This is a genomic window from Paenibacillus nitricinens (assembly GCF_052056485.1).
GTDB lineage: Bacteria > Bacillota > Bacilli > Paenibacillales > Paenibacillaceae > Paenibacillus_AQ > Paenibacillus_AQ nitricinens.
The window spans coordinates 867087-886171 of record NZ_CP183948.1 but is presented as its reverse complement, the minus strand read 5'-3'; the positions used below and the strand labels follow the sequence as shown (position 1 = coordinate 886171).

13 protein-coding genes are annotated in these 19085 nt (G+C 48.0%); all 13 read right to left on the bottom strand.

Translation table 11 applies throughout. The annotated features are described in order from the left end of the window. Nucleotides 1-13: 13 nt before the first annotated feature. On the bottom strand, nucleotides 14-796 hold the full coding sequence (locus tag ACN6KS_RS03945; protein WP_341133760.1) for an SDR family NAD(P)-dependent oxidoreductase: 783 nt from the start codon (nucleotides 794-796) through the stop codon (nucleotides 14-16). A 20-nt stretch (nucleotides 797-816) separates the two neighbouring features. After that, entirely contained in the window at nucleotides 817-3912 is a 3096-nt protein-coding gene (ebgA, locus tag ACN6KS_RS03940) for a beta-galactosidase subunit alpha (RefSeq protein WP_440961408.1), read from the bottom strand. Nucleotides 3913-3943: 31 nt separating this feature from the next. Beyond that, a complete protein-coding gene (locus tag ACN6KS_RS03935; protein ID WP_341133758.1) occupies nucleotides 3944-4756 on the bottom strand; it encodes a carbohydrate ABC transporter permease in 813 nt (270 codons plus the stop codon). After that, nucleotides 4753-5706, bottom strand: coding sequence for a carbohydrate ABC transporter permease (locus tag ACN6KS_RS03930; RefSeq protein ID WP_341136046.1), 954 nt, complete (start codon nucleotides 5704-5706; stop codon nucleotides 4753-4755). The genes ACN6KS_RS03935 and ACN6KS_RS03930 overlap by 4 nt, the downstream gene beginning before the upstream one ends. A gap of 62 nt (nucleotides 5707-5768) precedes the next feature. Further along, nucleotides 5769-6992 (bottom strand): ABC transporter substrate-binding protein, encoded by a 1224-nt coding sequence (locus ACN6KS_RS03925; RefSeq protein ID WP_440962367.1) that lies wholly within the window; start codon nucleotides 6990-6992, stop codon nucleotides 5769-5771. A gap of 157 nt (nucleotides 6993-7149) precedes the next feature. Further along, complete coding sequence (locus tag ACN6KS_RS03920) at nucleotides 7150-8370, bottom strand: response regulator transcription factor (RefSeq protein ID WP_440961407.1); 1221 nt, start codon at nucleotides 8368-8370, stop codon at nucleotides 7150-7152. Continuing rightward, nucleotides 8348-10096 (bottom strand): cache domain-containing sensor histidine kinase, encoded by a 1749-nt coding sequence (locus ACN6KS_RS03915; RefSeq protein ID WP_341133755.1) that lies wholly within the window; start codon nucleotides 10094-10096, stop codon nucleotides 8348-8350. Before ACN6KS_RS03915 ends, ACN6KS_RS03920 begins: the two co-directional genes overlap by 23 nt. 137 nt (nucleotides 10097-10233) lie before the next feature. Next, entirely contained in the window at nucleotides 10234-11940 is a 1707-nt protein-coding gene (locus ACN6KS_RS03910) for an amylo-alpha-1,6-glucosidase (protein ID WP_440961406.1), read from the bottom strand. Between the two features lie 300 nt (nucleotides 11941-12240). Then, nucleotides 12241-13938: a hypothetical protein gene (locus ACN6KS_RS03905; protein ID WP_440961405.1), complete on the bottom strand. Its 1698-nt coding sequence runs from the start codon at nucleotides 13936-13938 to the stop codon at nucleotides 12241-12243. A gap of 135 nt (nucleotides 13939-14073) precedes the next feature. Next, the gene (locus ACN6KS_RS03900) at nucleotides 14074-14919 is read right to left on the bottom strand and encodes a TolB family protein (RefSeq protein WP_440961404.1); all 846 of its coding nucleotides are present in this window, start codon (nucleotides 14917-14919) and stop codon (nucleotides 14074-14076) included. 122 nt (nucleotides 14920-15041) lie between these two features. Next, nucleotides 15042-16622: an ROK family protein gene (locus ACN6KS_RS03895; RefSeq protein ID WP_440961403.1), complete on the bottom strand. Its 1581-nt coding sequence runs from the start codon at nucleotides 16620-16622 to the stop codon at nucleotides 15042-15044. Then, nucleotides 16622-17728: a DUF917 domain-containing protein gene (locus tag ACN6KS_RS03890; protein WP_094870043.1), complete on the bottom strand. Its 1107-nt coding sequence runs from the start codon at nucleotides 17726-17728 to the stop codon at nucleotides 16622-16624. Before ACN6KS_RS03890 ends, ACN6KS_RS03895 begins: the two co-directional genes overlap by 1 nt. Nucleotides 17729-17738: 10 nt before the next feature. Continuing rightward, nucleotides 17739-19049, bottom strand: a complete 1311-nt coding sequence (locus tag ACN6KS_RS03885; RefSeq protein WP_094876807.1) for a cytosine permease — start codon at nucleotides 19047-19049, stop codon at nucleotides 17739-17741. Nucleotides 19050-19085 lie beyond the last annotated feature (36 nt).

Genomic DNA, 19085 nt, shown 5'->3' with positions numbered 1-19085 from the left:
GTTTCTTTAGTTGTTAGGCAATACCTCCGCCATCCACAACAAGTACACTTCCAGTGACCCAAGAAGACAGATCGCTGGCTAAGAACAATACCGCATTCGCGATATCACGTGGTGTGCCCAACCGCTCCAATGGTCGGCCCCCCGCCGAGGCCACCAGGAAGGCAGCTTCGTCCTGATGAAGCTGCTTGGCTTCATCACGCAGAAGCGGCGTATCCGTGTCACCCGGGGACACGCAGTTCACGCGAATGTTCGCAGGGCCGTGGTCAATGGCCATCGCCCGGGTGAGGTTGACCACACCCGCCTTGGCCGCGCAGTAGGAAGCGGCACGGTCCCCGCCTTTAAGGCCCCAGCCGGAGCCGGTATTAATGATGCTGCCTCCACCTCCGCGCTCCATCACGGGTATCATATATTTGGAGAGTAGATAGACTCCCTTAAGCGATACATCCATCACCAAATCCCAGTCAGCTTCCTCAAGCTCGACAACCGTCTTGCGACGGATAATCCCCGCATTGTTGAATAGAATATCAACTTTTCCGTGTGCGTTATCAATCTCTGTAGCTACACGCTTGCAATCCTCCGAAGAGGAGACATCGCAGCGGTGGAAGCTGGCGATCCCTCCCCGCCCTTTCATCTCCTGAACAGCCTGCTCCCCTTGCCTTACATTGATGTCCAGCACAACCACATGTGCTCCAAAATCTGCAAGTAACCCAGCCGTCGCAAGGCCAATACCTGATGCTCCTCCGGTAACAACAGCAATCTTTCCGCTTAAATTGAGTACATCCTGTGTATGGAGCATGCTGCCTCCTCCTCTCATTGCTATAGTTGTGGTGACCCAAGCAGTATTTGTCTAGCAAGCCACTCCGGCGATGTATCTTCTAATAAAAATGGAGTGAGTTCTATACGGAATGTAAAAGCTCCCGATGTTACCTTATGATCCGGCATCTGAGCAGGCCCACAACTGTTGCTGCCCAGCCCATTCTGCCGGTAATCCAGATTTAGCGTGACGAAGTCGCGCGGAACAAGCGCACTTGCATGTTTTGCCTCTTCAAGATCCTTGTCTGTATAGCGGCGCGCGCTGAATTCAAGCGTTGGATTCCCCGCGGCAAGCAGCCCAAGCCCTGATGCATCTGTGATGGATATCCATCTGACATCCGTCCGGTTACCATTCTCCTGTGGATATATATATGGAGTGAATAGTCCATCGACCGAAGCTGTATACACACCAACACGACATGCCTCTTTGCTGTCCGAATAATTCTCACCAGGTCCCCGGCCATACCATTTCACCCGATCCAGATCACCTGGAATCTCCATCTGGAGCCCAATCTTTGGAAGCATCTCTGGCGGTTTGCCTTCAGGTGTGCCCTGTACATCCATAGTGATCTGCCCTGTGCCGGTTACGGTATAGGTGGTTACACAGCGGAACCCCCAATCAAAAACGGGTGGAGCAATCCTTGAGCTTACAGCGATGCGAAGGGTTCCTTCATCAAGCCGGGTCCAACTCACCTCATCAACACGTTCCGTTAGCCGATCGAGGTGTGCTTTGCGCCAGTCCGGCAGCACATACATATCATTGTCGATCGGCGCACGCCAGAAATTCAGCCGCGGTCCGGCCTTCATCAGTGCCTTGCCATTCAGATGAAGCGAATGGATTCGCCCGCTCCGCGTGTCCAAAACCATACGGAAGTCATCATTTGCGAGAATGATCTGCCCAGCAGCTTCCGTGCAATGAAGATGCTGCCTGATCAGCTCACTCTCAACTTTATGCTCCACCTCATCCTTCATTAGAAACTGGGCCCAAGCTACTTCATGCCCCTGCTCTGCCCAAGGGCAGTCCGCCGCGATGGAGAAACGGATGTTCAGCCACCGTTCCGCATCCGCACTGCGATGAAGAACATCAAGACTATGGTCGTATGGAATCTCCATTTCTGCCTGTCCGCCCGCTTCAATCTCTGGCAGTGCAAGTGCCCCGCTCTGAACGGTTTGCCCATCCGTGGTGATGCTCCAGTCAGCATGAAGGTGATCTAGTGTTAGGAAATCATAGCAATTAATCACATTTACTATATTCCTGCTTATATGCTCGACCCGCACCGGCTCGATAATTTTCTTGTATTCAAGTAGGCCCGGTGATGGCGTCCGGTCCGGCCGGACCAGACCGTCTATGACGAAGTTGCTGTTATTTGGCACATCACCGAAGTCCCCGCCATAAGCGTAATCAGCCTTCCCGTCTGCTGTCTTCCAACTCAACCCATGATCAATCCATTCCCACACAAAACCGCCCTGAAGTCTGTCGTACTTCTCAAAAATATCAAAATAAGGTCTTAATCCACCCGGTCCGTTGCCCATGGCATGCGCGAATTCACACAGAATGTGCGGTTTAGGATGGTCAGTCAACTGACCGAAGCCTTCCATTTTCTCAACAGAGGAGTACATCGTGCTTACCACATCACAGACTTCAGCTTCGCGGTCTTCTTCGTAATGAATAAGCCGTGTCGGATCAGCTTCTCTGCACCACTGTGCCATCGCCCGGAAATTGCAGCCGAAGCCGGACTCATTCCCCAGCGACCAAAAGATCACGGAAGGATGATTCTTATCGCGCTCGACCATCCGCTGCATGCGCTCCACATAGGCTCCCTGCCAAGAGGGATCATCGCTGAGTCTGGAAATGTTGCCAAGTAGTTCGAATCCATGTGTCTCCAGATCGGTCTCTTCCATAACATATAAACCGTACTCATCACACAGATCATAGAACCGGGGATCATTCGGATAGTGGGCGGTTCTTACGGCGTTGATATTGTATTGCTTCATCATCTTGATATCCTGCATCATGGTGGATACGGTAACTGTGCGGCCGGTATCAGGATGATGATCATGACGATTGACCCCTTTGAGTTGAATCGCCTTTCCGTTCACCAAGAACTGTCCACCACACACCTCAACTGTGCGGAATCCAACCCGCTGGGCCACCACCTCTACCGTTTCCTCACTTTCATTCCGCAAAGTAATCAGTAGATGATATAAATGTGGCGATTCCGCACTCCATAGCTCCGGTTGGCCTACCGGCATAACAAGCTGCACATTTCTTCCTACAGTAGCCTCAGTCTCAGCCAGGGTAACAGATTCACCAGTCCGTTTAAGCAGCTCAAGGTGCAGACGGCCCTGTGCCGTGGCTTCCCCTTGTATGTTCACTTGAACGGACAAGATCCCATCACGGTAAGATTCATCCAGTTCCGTTACAATCCGATAATCAGCAATGCGGAGCGAAGACGGCTCGGCGAGCAGGTACACATCTCTAAAAATCCCGCTCATCCACCACATATCCTGATCTTCCAGATAACTGCCGTCCGACCATTGGTACACTCTAACGGCTAAGGTATTGCGTCCGGCTTTCACATAAGGAGTGAGATCGAATTCTGAGGTGAGGCGACTGCCCTGACTATAGCCGACCGATTTACCGTTCACCCAAATATGAAACGCACTATCCACCCCGTCGAACTTAATGGCGACATTCCGCCCATTCCAGAATTCGGGCAACATGAACTCTCTTACATAACTGCCTGTCGGATTCTCATCAGGTACATGTGGGGGATCTGCCGGGAACGGATAATATAAATCCGTATAATGCGGAGTTCCATAACCTTGTAGCTGCCAGTGCCCTGGTACCTGAATCTCATCCCAGCCGGAAGTATCATACTCTTCCTCATAGAAGTCGTCTGGTGCCCACTTTGGACCTTTTGCATAGTTGAACTTCCATATGCCATTCAGGGATTTGAACCAGGGTGAGCTTCCCCTGTTGTAAGTTAGTGCCTCTGACGAGTCAGAATAGGGGATGAAGTAGGTCCGGCTTTGGGCCCGACCCCGCTGAAGGATGCCAAGATCATCCCAATCCCTCGCGATCATTTGCTGTGTCATGGTTCATTTCTCCTCTCTTTTCTCTAGCCAACTAACCTTTAATGCCTGTAGTCGCAATGCCTCCAACAATGTAGCGCTGCGCGAAGAAGAAGATCGTCAGCGGCGGGATCGAGATCAGACAAGTAATCGCCATAATGGACTGCATATCCACACCGTACATCCCTTTGAACTGTGAGAGTCCTAGGGTCAATGTGTATTTCGTCTGGTCATTAAGGAAAATAAGCGGACCGAGATAATCATTCCAACATCCCATAATCTGAAACACAGCGATTAAGATCAGCGAAGGTTTCATCAGCGGAACAATAATCCGCGTCAATACGGTCAGCTTGTTGGCTCCGTCGATTGTAGCTGCTTCGTCCAGCTCACGAGGAAGCGTAAGAATGAACTGCCGCAGCAGGAAAATGAAATAAGCAGACCCAAAGAAGGATGGTACAATTAGGGGTTTTAGCGTATTAATCCATCCTAGACCGTTGAACAACATATACTGTGGGATCATGGTAACCTCCCACGGAATCATCATCGTTGCCAGCACAACCAGGAACAGAAAGTCTCTGCCCTTGAACTGGAATCTCGCGAATCCATAAGCAACGAGCGTGCATGAAATCAGTTGGCCTAGTGTCGACAGGATGGTGATCAGCAGTGTGTTTTTCAGAAATATATTGAAGGGCTGAATGTTCCACGCCTCTGCAAAATTGCTGAACTTCCACACGGATGGAATCCATTTAGGTGGAAAAAGATACAGCTCGGACTGTGACTTCAGCGCAGTCGTAACCGCCCAGAACAACGGGGCCACAAACAACAGTGAGAAAAAAAGCAGCAGCACGTATACGAGTATTTTCTTCACAATGAACGTCTCCTTCCTTGAGCCTTCTGCTTCTTCTGAGGATTCTTCTTCATTTCACCTTCGTAGAACACCCAGGCTTCCGAGGACTTGAACACAATGAAGGTCAAGCTGAGCACAATCAGGAACATAAACCAAGCGTTAGCTGCCGAATATCCCATTTTGAAATACTTGAACGCATTCTCATACATGTACATGGCGTAGAAATAAGTTGCTCTCATTGGACCGCCTCCGGTCAGCAATAACGCCAGGGTCAGCTGCTGGAAGGCTGCAATGATGGAAGTAATCAGGTTGAATAAGATCGTCGGTGTGATCATTGGAATGGTCACACTGCAGAATTGTCTGATCTTGCCTGCTCCATCAATGGAAGCGGATTCATAAAGGTCTTTTGGAATCCCTTTGAGGCCAGCCAGAAAGATCAGCATCATCGAGCCTTGTCCCCAGAGACTTGCGACCACCATCGCTACTAATGACCACTGCTTATCGTTGAGCCAATCCGGACCCTGAATGCCGATAAGGGACAGGAAGTAATTCAGAATCCCATAATCGCCGCTGTACACCCAAGACCAGATCATAGCCAGAGCGACACCGGATATAACCGAGGGAATATAAAAGGCGGTCCGGAAGATGGCACTGCCCCGAGTCTTCTGATTCAAGAGAATCGCAAGCCCAAGCGCCACAATGATGTTCAATGGAACAAACAATGCCGCAAATTTGAGGGTAACCCCGAGTGAGGTCCAGAACAGCGGGTCATCGGTAAACATATCCGCATAATTGCCAAACCCGATAAAATGTACTTCGCCAACAATCGGCCAATCAAAAAAAGAGATGATAAGGGAAAACAACAATGGCCCCAAGGTAAACACGAGGAATCCGAAGATCCATGGAAAAATGAAGAGGTAGGGAATTGCCCTACCCCATTTACGTTTTCGTGTCGGCTTGAGCTCGGCCATAGGCTCCCCTGCTTGATGCAGAAAGGTCTGAGCCATCTCTTAACCTTCTTTCTGTAAATGTGTTATTTCAAATAACGTTCACTGTCTTTAACAGCCTGATTGAGCACTTCCTGGGCATTGCTGCCATGCATAACCGCTTCTACCGCCGCCGAGAGCTGGCGGTTTACTTCATTCCATTTCGGATTGAGCAGGAACGCCGGTGTGTTGCTGGAACGCTCCAGCATCGTGTAATAAGGTTTATAGAGCGGGTCCTGATCTTTCTTCAGCTCATTAACGACACTGACCCTTACAGGCAGATCAGCCACACGCATCTTGATCGATTCATTGGACACATAGAATTTCACGAATTCCCAAGCCAGATCTTTCTGCTTCGAATCCTTGGCGATCGACAAGGCGGATTCTGCAAGCACTCCTTTGACTGGTTTGCCAGGAAAGGCTGGGATTTCGACCGTACCTACATCTATGCCTGCCGTCTTAAACGATTCCAGCGGCCAGATACCGCTCTCCCACATCGCGATCTTACCGGCTTTAAAAATATCGTCTCCACTCTGCTGGCCTTTACCTCCGGTCAGCACAGCCGAACCGTTCTTAACCATATCGCCGAGCATCTGGATGGACTCCGCTGTCTCTTTGCTGTTCATAAATCCTTCAATCGTTTTCCCATCATCTGAGATGAAAGAGCTTCCGTTGCTCCATACGAAGCTCTGCAGGTCATACGTATCGTTCTCTGCACGAACCCCGAATCCGTATTGCTTCTTCGACTTATCACTAAGCTTGGCCGCGATGTCCTGGAACTCTTTCCATGTCCATCCATCCTTTGGATAAGGTAGCTTTGCCTCATCGAACAACTTCTTGTTGTAATAGACCACACGAGTGGTGAACCCTGCCGGAATACCATAAAGCTTGCCGTCAATTTTTCCATAATTGAATAATCCCGGATAGAAATCTTCAATGTTTAATTCTTCATCTTTGCTCGAATAACTGTCCAGTGGTTCCAGAGATTGATGATAGGTTGGAAAATCCCACATATACATCACATCCGGCGGATTAGTCGCCCCGAATCCAGCGGCAAGCTTCTGATCAAAACCGTCTGCATACGCCTCTACCTGAACCTTTGTGCCCGGATGGGCTGCTTCGAATTTCTTGGCGATGTCTTGCTCAATCTTGAGCGCATCTCCGGTATCCCATGTCGCAAAGCGAAGCGTCTTCGTCTCCCCTGAGCCTGCGGTACCTGTGGATGTTGAGCTCTCATTCTTCCCCCCGCAAGCCGTGATCATAGTTGCCATTAATGTTGTGGCAAGTACTATAAGAGAAATTTTCTTTTTCACTGTAGCAGCCTCCCCTTTGAATGAGGTTATAATAATTGAACCGCTTTCATCTTAACTTTTATGAAAGCGGTTCAAAACGGATATCTATTCGAATGTTTGTGTACTTTTGTTCGATTTACAGGCTGGGGTGTTCATCTGTTCGAATCACGTCGTCTTTTTGTTGTATCCGGTAATGACTAGGCGTCTGCCCCGTACAACGCTTGAACCATTTGCTGAAGTATTTGCTGTCTCCCAGCCCTGTTCGCTCCGCAATGTCCTGCATTGTCAACTGCGTATCCCGCAGCAACTCCTTGGCCAGCTTAAGCTTCCGTTTATATTGGAAAGCCACAAAGCTGTCGCCGAGTGTCTTCTTAAATAGGATCGAGAAATGGCTTCGGCTAAGCCCCACCTGGCCCGCCAAATCACTAACCGACCAGTCCGCTCCAGGGTTCTCGTACAGTAGCTTCACGGCCTTCCAGATCGGTTCAGGCCAGTCCTGGGACGAAATTCCATGCAGCTTCTCCACTTCCGCTTCCTTGTGAAGCGCCATGAAGGCTTTGCTTAGGTCTTCAGCGTCGTGCAACGGTCCTCTCTTGGCCCAATTCAGCTTATCGGATTGGCTTTTCAACTGAACGAGCAGACTGCCCGCAGTCTCCAACTCGTTACCAGGTACAATCCAGTAGCACAGGTTCTCACCATAAGGGATGATAACAGAAGCACTGTGGGGTACCCGGCTATTCCCATCCTCATGAACCTTAACGAGATCCAGATAGGTATGATCGCATCCACAGGTTTTGACCAAATAAATATACAAGGGTTCCCTATTCAGCGGCAGCTTTTCCCCAATGAGCTTATCCATTTCGTCAATAAATTTGCTGTTATACCCACTCTGCCAGGCAAACAAGAGAGAGCCCAGCCGTTCTCCATAGATTTCGCTTGTTTCAGGATCCACTGCGGGAGCAGGGGATGTCAGTTCTCTCTGGAACTTCTCCAGCATTCCTTCCAATTCTTCATCTTCAAAGGCTGTCTTAAGCAGATATCCTGAAGCACCAAGCTTAATTCCCTGCTGGGCGAATTCGAAGTCACGGTGACAGCTCAGCAGAATAATCCGGGTGTCCTTATCCACTTCTTTAACTCTGCGTAACAGTTCAATCCCATTCATCTCTGGCATGACGATATCGGTAATCACGATTTGGGGCAGATGAATCTGGTAGGCCTCCCAGGCCTTAAGGCCGTTCGGCGCATCTGCCACCACTTCCATCCCATATTTATGCCAAGGTATTGTGGAGCGAAGCCCTTTGCGCACGATACTCTCATCATCTGCAATTAACACTTTAATGGTCTTGGTTGTCTCCATGCGGACTCTCCTCCTTCTTAGGCCACCGAATTACGATAGTAGTGCCTTCACCTTTCGTGGATTGAACCGTTAAGCCATACTGTGGTCCGAAATGAAGCTTGAACTTCTGGTTGGCGTTCTGAACGCCGAGTCCCCCGCGTCCCTGCGGTTTACTTTCCGGCTTTGCAAGCCTAAGTGCCCTCAGGTTCTCTTCCGTAATCCCTGCACCGTCATCAGACAAGGTTAACAACAGATGCTCGCCTTCCTCCCGTACACTTAACGAAATATTCCCCTTCCCGTCTTCAAAACCATGAAAAAAGATATTCTCAAAGAGCGGCTGAAGGGTCATACGGGGAATCAGATACGACTTAAGGTCATCGTCGCAAGTCTGTTCATAGCGGAACGTGGCTCCATAACGAATCTCCTGGATTTTCAGAAAATGCTCAATCATACGGAGTTCACGGCCCAGAAGGATCAACTCCTGGGAAATATCCAGATTTCCTTCAAGCACCATCGTCAGATGATAGAGCATTTGGCGGATATCCTCCGCCCCTTGAAGCCTTGCCTTCCACTGGATAGAATTCAGTGTATTGAAAAGCAAATGAGGATTAATTTGGTAGTGGAATGCCTTCAGCTCGGCCTCCTTCTTTAGCCGCTCACTCTGCTCCACTTCCTGGACAAGAGATTGAATTCCCCCCACCATACGATTGAAGCTGGTATCCAAGCTCCCGAGTTCATCTTTGCCTTCCACCAGGGTCCTCGTATGCAGCTTGCCAAAGCTGACCTTCTGCATCGAGTCTTTCAGCCTGCGAATGCGAGCTGTGAATTTTGATGAGAATATATAAGCTAGCCCAAAGGCAAGGAGACAAGAAACAATGGCTACAAGTACTGTATTATAACGGATCAGGCTTGAGGAAAAATAGAAGGCTTTGGATGGCAGCCTCGCTTCAATCTTCCATCCATTGGCTGCCAGTGTCCTATTCCACACCACATCTTTGTCGTTCGGGGTGAACGGTGATTCTGACTGATAAATGGGCTGTCCCTCTGTATCAGTTATCGTCAAATGTGCTTTGGTATCCTCCTCAAACATATGGAACATATCCAGAAGAACCTGCGCATCCTCTTCAATTAAGATCGTGCTTCCATGCTGGGATCCCGCCGGATTATTAATCCGTACGGCGAGCCCCAGTATAGGTTCCCCGGTATTCGAATCTCCCATGTCATGATTCATAGGATAGAATCCCAGCCAATAGGGACCTTTAGATGAATAAGTAATGGCCCGCCAGGCGGGAATATCGTTAAGCTTACTGACATCCAGATTATTCTCTCCATAGTAATAACCAGAGCGGGTAATTAAATAAATCCCTCTTGTCAGATCCGCCTTAAGTGATTTAAGAAGTGCCTCGAAGTCATCTTTATCCATAATCTCCTGATACGTAGTCGGTACATGATCACCTAACCCCGCCCGCGCAGGATCAAGGAGATACGAATAGATCGCTCCTGTCGTCTGATTCATCCGGTTCAAAGCAGAACTGATCTGCTGATCAAGCTGTGCCACGGTGTTCTCCCCGTATTTCCCGAATTGGGAGTTGATAACTTTGGCTGATTGATAATAGTTCAGGGCTCCCAGCGACAACAGTGGAATAATAGTGACAATAAGAAAGCAAAAGAGCAGCTTGGTCCTGATGCTGAAATAAGAGCGAATAGAGAAGCGATGATATAACTTCTGAAAGAAATGACTCCACATGACTCCTCATCCCCGCCTTATATTTCATTTTTATAGTTGAAGTGTAGCATGGACTGGCACACTCGGGAATATCTCGAAAAATGGGAAAGCACTTCCCCTCACGCCGGTCTTGACCAGAAGGAAGTGCCCGTATATTTTTAGGTTGTATACTCATGCCCCAGTATTAAGAAGACACTTGAGGTCCAAGTGAATGCCCTGTCACGAAGGCCTTGACCCGTCAAGGCATCGAAATTCTCGGCCATGCCGCTCTTGTTCAGCATATTGCAGAATCGGCGGGCTACCTCATTTGCCAGTTCGATATCCCCCGCTGCGGCCACCCCCTCTACGAGCAGCATGGTGGAAGGCGCCCAGATTGGGCCTCGCCAATAGCCATCCGGGGTGTAGTAAGGGCTCTTCACGCTCTCAGTAGCCCAGCCGTTCGGCGTCAGGAAGCGGCTCTCATCCCTTAAGCCATCCAGCAGTGCGCGCAGGATGGGCTCCGGCAGCCGCTTGCCGAGCAGAACGGGCACGAAGAGCAGCAGGCTGTCGCCGTCGGATGCTTCGTGAGTTCCAGAACGGCAAGCGGTGAACCTTCCATCCTTCCAGAAATGACGCAGCATTTTCTCCAGGGTCTCCTCGCCCAATCGTCTCCATGCGGTGCTTTCGTCGGTAAGCCCCAGAAGCCCGGCAATTTCGGCAAGCAGTTCAATCTGCAAGATTAAGAATGCTGCCAGATCCGGACTCTCCACCGGAATCCCGTTATTAAAGGCAGTACTGTTGTCCCAACCCGAATCGTTTCCATGATTGTACTGTGGTATACCGTCCATGTCGTTATCCCGGTAACGGAACCACCAGTTCGTCCACTTGCTCAAGGGGCCATACACTTCACGAAGATGGGATTCCTTAATATAATCCGTCCGCTGCATCATCCAGGCCAGCGTCCAGCCATGAATAGGCGGCTTGTTGCAGTTCCAAAGCTCATACTTGTCATTGATAAAATCTGGAATCAGGCCGCTCTCTTCCTGACGGTCGAAGAAGATCATGAACTGGTCCCACGCCAGCTCTGGATGATGCCTAACTAGAGCCATCGCATTGAAGCAGTGATCCCAGCTCCAAATATTCGTCATCCAATTCTTCGACATATACATGGCTGGCCGGGTCAAACATCCTTCCGCGGGAACGAGACAGGACCAGGTAATATAAGCTGCCAGTTCACGGCCGTCCTGCCATTGTTCGGGAACGGTCAAGCTAGCATCCAGCCACTGGTCATATTCCTGTTGCACCTCTAGTACTGCTTCCTCCCATGGTGTCCAGGCATCACGCCGTTCCCATACCGTGCGGAATTCTTCCACCGCAAACTCGGCAATTTTCGTACTTGCTTCAGGGATGAATTCCGCCACAATGCGGGAGCTCTTGATTTTATCCCAAGGCACCTCCATCCGAAGCGCCCCGGTTAACCGGGTGAGCATGAACCGGCATTCATGGGTGAAGCTGTTTACTTCAAAACTGCCTGCGCTGTGTTCATAAGCATAATCGTAGGCTGAGGTACGGAAGGTGAGGCGAATGCCACATCCTCTGCTCTTGAACCGGACCGTGTGGCCATCTGTAATACAGATCTCCGCATAGATATTATCGATATCCGTATTCAAATGAAGCAGTGCAGGCTCTGCCTTAGCCTCGTACGGAATATACTGATTACTCTCATCCAGCAGTTCAATTTGAAAAGCTTCACCAAATTTATCATCCCCACCACGTACAGTCCGTAGGTAAAGTCCCTCCGCCCTGACATCCGATTCAGGTAGTTCAGAAATTGCCAGAAAGGTGCCTCTTCGGCTGAAGGGTACCGTGTTAAGATTAAAGTTCATAGCGTTGGACTCCTTTCTATAGGAAGTATGCGCTTTCAGTTTATCCAAGACGTTAGAATTACGAAACAGACAGGTGTTAGCGATGGGGAGTCATATTGTTGGAGTGAGAAGTCTGAGGCGTACACGGGTGTCTTTTTGTTAGATGATCAGGGTACAAATGTTAGCGCGTCTTTGTAAACGAGCATAGCGAAAGGGAAACAGCATATGAGTTTGGTAGAAAAAAAGGTTATCCGGAATACCTCATGTTGGCATTAACGGGATAACCTTTTACTGATAATTCAATTCAATCGCTCGTGTATGCTAATTTAATGGGATCGAATAAAACAGTCGGGATCCTTTGTTGTTGGTATACCAGACAATTTTGCCACCGCTAACAATAGGGCTGCTTTCTGATAGTACAAAGTTCTTAATCGTTTGGATACCGCCAGTGGTTGCACCCTCTCCATTTATTAGAACATATTTCAGGTCCCCCGGATGATTTTCCATATCAAATTCCTGCCACAGCACCATCAGCTTGTCGTCGGTTATTTTCACCAATTTAGGGATGGAAGCGATCTGGTTTGTACCTACATACTTAGCCAAGGTGATGTGGTTCACTGACGTGCTAGATAGATTGGCTTTTGGCAATACACTAAGAACGATATCTCTCTGGTCCTTCTCCAGTCCCACCATCTCATAAGACGTATATTCTTTGACAAGCGAATGGTCAATCGTATTCATAGCGACAATATAGTTCGCCGAAGACATCTCAAACCCGCCTATAGAAACACCGGTGGTGTTCGCTCCGATTTTGCCGGGGATATTAAACAGGTTCACTTCGTTATAGCGGGTTCCGTCCCCTTTATTCAGGACAATCGAACGGGGATAGGCATCCCCATGATCCACTAGAACATGAGTAGCACCATCAAACAATACATATTGATCAAAAGAGTGGCTGACATGATTCTTCTGGAATCTTCCGAGATCATTCGTCACGGTCATAGTTTGGGTATTCACGATAATGGTCAGCTGGGATTGATGATTTAGTTTATCTTCTGTCGTGTATCTTGTACGTGAAGTGTGGAATACAAGCGTATCACCAGCCTCGGCCATACTTCCAGAGCCAGAATCAAAAGGGCTAACCGTATAACTCTCGCCACCCTTAATGGAGACACTATCTACTCTATTAAAGCTTTTATCATAACGGACAATACGAATCACTTCTTTGCTATCATTCTCTTCGCGATTCTCTTGTCCAAAAGCAATATAGTTATACTTCTCCCCACTATAGAAACCACCAAATATCGGAAGCTCAAAAGGGATACTCTTATTTCCAGTTAGTTCAAACTTCTCATTATATGATTCAATCCTAACTTCCTTATTCGCCTCAAGGATACATACAGTCCCATCATTATTATTCACGAGATAGGAAGTGGCTGTACTTTTCCATCTGGGAAAATAAGAAGATACAGCGTTACTTTCGGCTTCCACCGTCGTCTTCACTCGGTAAGCATGATCTGGAACTTTTGAGAACAAGGATATTCGATCAGACTGAACGTCATATTCGATCTCGAATGGAATCTTCCCCGCCAAATCTCGTAACTGAACATAGTTATTCTCGTCAATATTGTACGCCGTAATCGACTGTAGCTGCCCATTCACTAGCACCTTAGAGGTCGACAGCGTAGCTGAATAATTTCTATTGCGACTATAATAGCTGCTGCTAGTTTTCTTTTCGGGAGTATAGGCTTGCCCCGTTATAATCTCTATCGCATTGTTTGCTTTATTCCAAGTGATATCAAATTGACTGGCTGTTCCAGAGAAATACTCCGCTACATCGCGCAGCCGGAAATAATTGTTGTTCGAGATATTGAACCCGTTCAGATCCCTTTGTTCTCCGTCAAAATATGTCCTGCTCTCGCTTACCTTAGCCTTCACCGTGCTGCTCGCAAAGGTTGTAGTGCCAAGCACTGGTATAACCAGTGATGCAATTAGCAAAACACTAAAAATCCTCTTCATCCAACTATTCCCCCATTTATGTATAAATAAAAATTCTATAATTTTTATCGGTATTTTTGCAATATGACCTTAATAAAAAAAGAATGGGGTCAGCGCCCCACTCCTCGATTTCAAACACTTCTATTCTTATCTTGGCTATTCCTCAACCACATAACTTACAAATGCTAATCGCTTACTATCCGGTGACCACGAATTCACGTTAATCGTACCCTGTCCTCCATACAGTTGTACCAGTGTGCGATACTCTCCTCCCGTGCTTGCCATTAATCGAATCTCAACATCCTTATTCGCAGGGTGATCACCAGGATCTACATCTCCTTTGCGGTAACTAAGGTATGCAATCGTCTGTCCATCTGGCGATACATGCGGGAACCAGTTATTACTCTCGTCAAAAGTCATCTGCATCTGCTCACTGCCATCGGCATTCATACGCCACACCTGCATCAGCCCTGTACGCACCGAATTGAACCAAATATGCTGTCCATCTGGTGAATATTCAGGTCCATCATCCAGACCTGGATCATCCGTCAATTGCACCTCTTCTCCACCGTCTACTGGAATGGTATAAATATCATACTGACCATTGCGCTCAGCACAATAAGCCAAATCAGCACCATTTGGAGACCAGCCATGTAAATAGCTTGGAGCCTTTGGTGTAATTAGAATCGGCTCGCCACCTTCTATAGGAAGGATATATATACGCGATTTACCATCCTCTTTCGTATGATGACTAATGGCGATCTTAGTGTTGTCAAACGATACCACATGATCGTTATTACATTCCGTAGCAAAACTCGAATCCATGTGAACGCTCTCACCGGTCGCGATGTCAAACGAATAAAGACAACCCTGACTATTATAAATAAGACGCTTGCCATCGTTCGTCCAATTGGGTGCTTCGATTAAGTAATCGAATGAGCTAAGTGTGGTTCGTTCCCCTGTCTGTACTTCCACGATTTCTAATGTGCTAATCACTTTCATTATCCTCTCTCCTATCATTAAAATATGTATATAACCCACTTCGACAGCTATTCTAAATACCCTTTCTTAAAAAAAATCTGCCTCGAAGAGTGTTCACTCCTCAAGGCAGATCCAACTTCCGCTTATAAACGTCCAGCCGCTTTCACTTTTACAAGCAATGCATTGCCTGGCAAGTATGCAATCGGAATATCCTCAGACAGCACGATCTGTACAGTCTCACGAGCTGCACCAGCAAGAACGGCTTGTTCAATCGCATGGTTGCGAGCATCTTCCTTAGCTTCATCGTAAGACATTTCATCCAGCGAATAGATTCGCTCGGTCTCTCCGCTAACTTCACCTAGTGCTGCGCCAATCGCATTCGCTGCATCATAGTGATCCGGTCTTACTATCCGCGCTACACCCTCAAGCTGATCGGCTACAAGAATGCTTCCGCCGCCGACCAAAATAACGTCAACAGGGTCCGAGCTAGTCTTCATCCGATCAATCGCATCCTCAATATCTTGGGTAATGATCTCATCGGCTCTGCGGCAGATTGATTCACTAAGCTTCTCAGTCAGTGCATCTTTCCATTCGTATCTTCCAAGCTTAACCGCCACATCGGTTGCTGTGAGCGTATCACCACCAAAGATCAGGCCACGCTTCAATAGCTCGTACCCCACGCTATCGGGACCCACTGTTACCTGATCCTTCGCTCCATCGAAGCGAACGATTGTCCCGCCGCCGATCCCGATCGATAAGATATCCGGCATGCGGAAGTTCGTGCGAATCCCGCCAATCTCAACCGCAGCGGAGGATTGACGCGGGAAGCCTTGCATGAGAACGCCGATATCCGTTGTTGTACCCCCGATATCCACCACAAGCGCATCATTCAGACCTGACAAGTGTGCCGCGCCCCGAATGGAATTCGTCGGACCGCAAGCAATCGTCAGAATCGGGTAACGAAGCGCGTATTCACTATACATCAGTGTTCCATCGTTCTGACAGATGTATAGGCTCGCGTCAATTCCATAAGTGTGAAGCGCCTCTTCGAAGCCTTTGACTACTCCCGCAATGACGTTAAGTAAAGCACCATTTAACAAGGAGGCATTCTCACGCTCAAGCAATCCAATGCTTCCAATTTCATGAGACAGTGTCACAGGCATATCTTCACCGAGTACTTGCTTCGCAAGCTCTTGAACACGTTTTTCCTGTGAAGTATTCACTGGAGAGAACACACCACAGATTGCAACCGCTTCGACCTCACCCTTCATCTTCAAAAAGCAGTCAATAACCTCAGCTTCATCCATCTCAACAATCGTACGACCATCATATTCATAACCACCGTAAACAACATAAGCATGTGGGCAGACCATTGCTTTCAGCGTATCGTCCCAATCCGCAAGTGGAGGAACAGCAGTTGTTGCCGGTGCACCGATACGAATCAAGCCTACTTTCCCTAAGTGCTTGCGTTCTACAATAGCATTCGTACAGTGCGTAGTTCCGAGCATCGCATAACGAATCTGCGCCGGATTGACGTTACTCTCTTCAAGTAAACGCCCAATCGATTCACTGATGCCCTCATTCACATCACGTGTGGTATGTACCTTTATCGTGTGAATAGTCTTTAATTTGGAATCGAGCAAGGCAGCATCTGTATTGGTCCCGCCGACATCAATCCCAATGCGGTAAATTTCATCCTTGTTATTAATATTCGTCTGAGACATTACTCTGCTCCCCCTTTCTCTGCTGCCAATTTTTCAATTGGAACATAAGATGCATCATAACCAAAATACTGTGGCCCTACCGTCTCAAGACCCTTTTGCGAACGCCATTTCGGATCACAAGGGAAACCGACCACAGTCACCCTGGCACCGTATTTCAAATTTTCAGTTGTAATCGGCATGCCTGTATCCTGATCAAGCACCGAAATCAAATCAGGGGTAACCGCTACTGAGCTTCCATCCTCTGTAGCCAGAAGGAACTCATTCTGGAAGAACAAACTCATCGTACTTCCTTTTTTAGCATCCGTACCTTCGAAGATCGCTTCACCACGTGTGAATCCGCCTTCTGTCCGGCGACGAATATCTACAGCTTTGCCCTGGAACAATTCATACCCATTCAACTGCTTCAATAGCTCTTCGATTGGATTCTTTTTCATTTCCTTAGCTTCGAATAATGTTTTTCCAATTTCATAAGCAAGCGTTAGGGTATATGGAATTGCACTTTGTTTCACCTGTGCTCCAGACAATGGATAATCACAGATCGAGGCTGATCCACCCATTTGAATCGTCACGGCGCGCGCCATCCGCTCTTCCCAGACGCCGTCGATCGCATGCATTAGCACACCATTGCCGCGTTCATCCGCCATCGTAATCGGACTGCAGTCTATACCGTCCAAGTAGAACGTCACCATTTGCGATTCAGGAAAAGCACGTCCCATGGCATCCGCATCCACGATAGGAATGTTGCGTTCCGCCGCCGTGATTACAGGAATCAGAGAGTTGCCGCCGCCAACCTCAATGGGCATAATGGCATTCACTTTGCGTCCAAGTTCTTTTTCAATCATATCCAAAGGTTTGATCATTTGCTGAATCGAAGGTATCTTCTCATTCATAACCGTGGGTGCACCAATCATGGATATTGGAACAACCAAAGCGTCGTCCTCCAGATCCTCTGGACTGATCACACGAACAGGACCATGTTTACGAATGGCTTCCTTCGCCATTAATTTACCAATATGCGGGTCACCGCCCCCACCTGTTCCAAGAACGGCTGCACCTACAGCGATATATTGTATTGCTTGCTCATTTAATTCTGTTAGTTTGTTCATTCTCATGATGTTATCCCTTCTTTGTCATGATTTTGCCGACCATCCATTGCACAATAAAGGCGAACATAAAGGCATCTAATGCCGGAACACTCGTCACCTGGAACCATCCAAATCCATCTGGAGCTGCGGTGGTCATAAAAGCAAATAACGTAGCTGCAACCCATACGGCTAAGGAGCGAATCACCCAGTTTTTATTGCGGTCCAAACCTTCAAAAGTGAATTTCTTTCGATCCACAAGCAAAAATTCAGATGTATAAATCCCCCCGATCGGTGAGACAAACATCGTAATAATGTTTAGGAAAGATAAGAACTTATCATAGATCCCTAATACGGCAAGAAACGTAGCAATAATACCAGCAATAATCGTAATCAGCTTCTTCGGTACTTTCTGGAACACGACAGAGAAACCTAGCGATGCTGAGTATAAGTTACTCGTATTCGTCGTCCATTGCGCAAGTGTTAAGACGATAATCGCAGGAAGACCAAGCCCCAGCGCAATGAAAATATTCGTTAGATCATCTGTATCCATGATTCTAGATAGAAAGATAGCCACAATCGCCATAAAGCTGTTTCCTACAAAGAAGCCGATAAACGCAGCCGTAATGGCATGCATAGGAGTACGTGCCCAACGAGCTATATCAGGTGACAGCACCGTACCCACAATAAAGATACCGATAACAAGCGAAATCGCTGTTCCCATTGGGATCGTTGCACCGCTAATCGGTTCCCAGGCTGCTGAAGCTCCTTTGGTGTGGAACGCTGAATAAATAGCCACTCCGATGAATAAAATAAGCAATGGCACGGACCAGGTGCTTAGCCGCTCAATGGATCGATACCCCCAAATAGCCGTCGACATCATCAGCAGCCCGCCTATAAATGAAAGCACGCCTAAGGACAAATGAATATCCCATAATTGACTAAACGCAGTCTGCATATTCGAAGCGAAGAATCCGACCTGCACCCCAAACCAACCGAGTGAGAAAATACCGAGGATAATCGCAACGACACGTGCACCTACATTTCCGAATAGAAAACGTGAGATCATCGACGTAGATAAACCCGTTTTCGCACCTACATATGCACACATAGCTCCAATTACCCCTAGAATCATCGATCCGATGATCGTAGCTGTCAGCGAATCTGTGAGATTCATGCCATTGCCAAGCTGCGCCCCCAAGAACATTGCTGATAAATCAATCCCGATGGCGATCCAGACAAGCGACATGGACAGCCATCTTTTACGCATATGTATAGGAACGGGCTCTCTCTCAAAATCCCCCGAGCTTGAATCCTTCTGCTTTACTTGACTTACTTCTGCCATTCTCCCCATCCCCTTGTTGTTATCATCTTCCGTAGT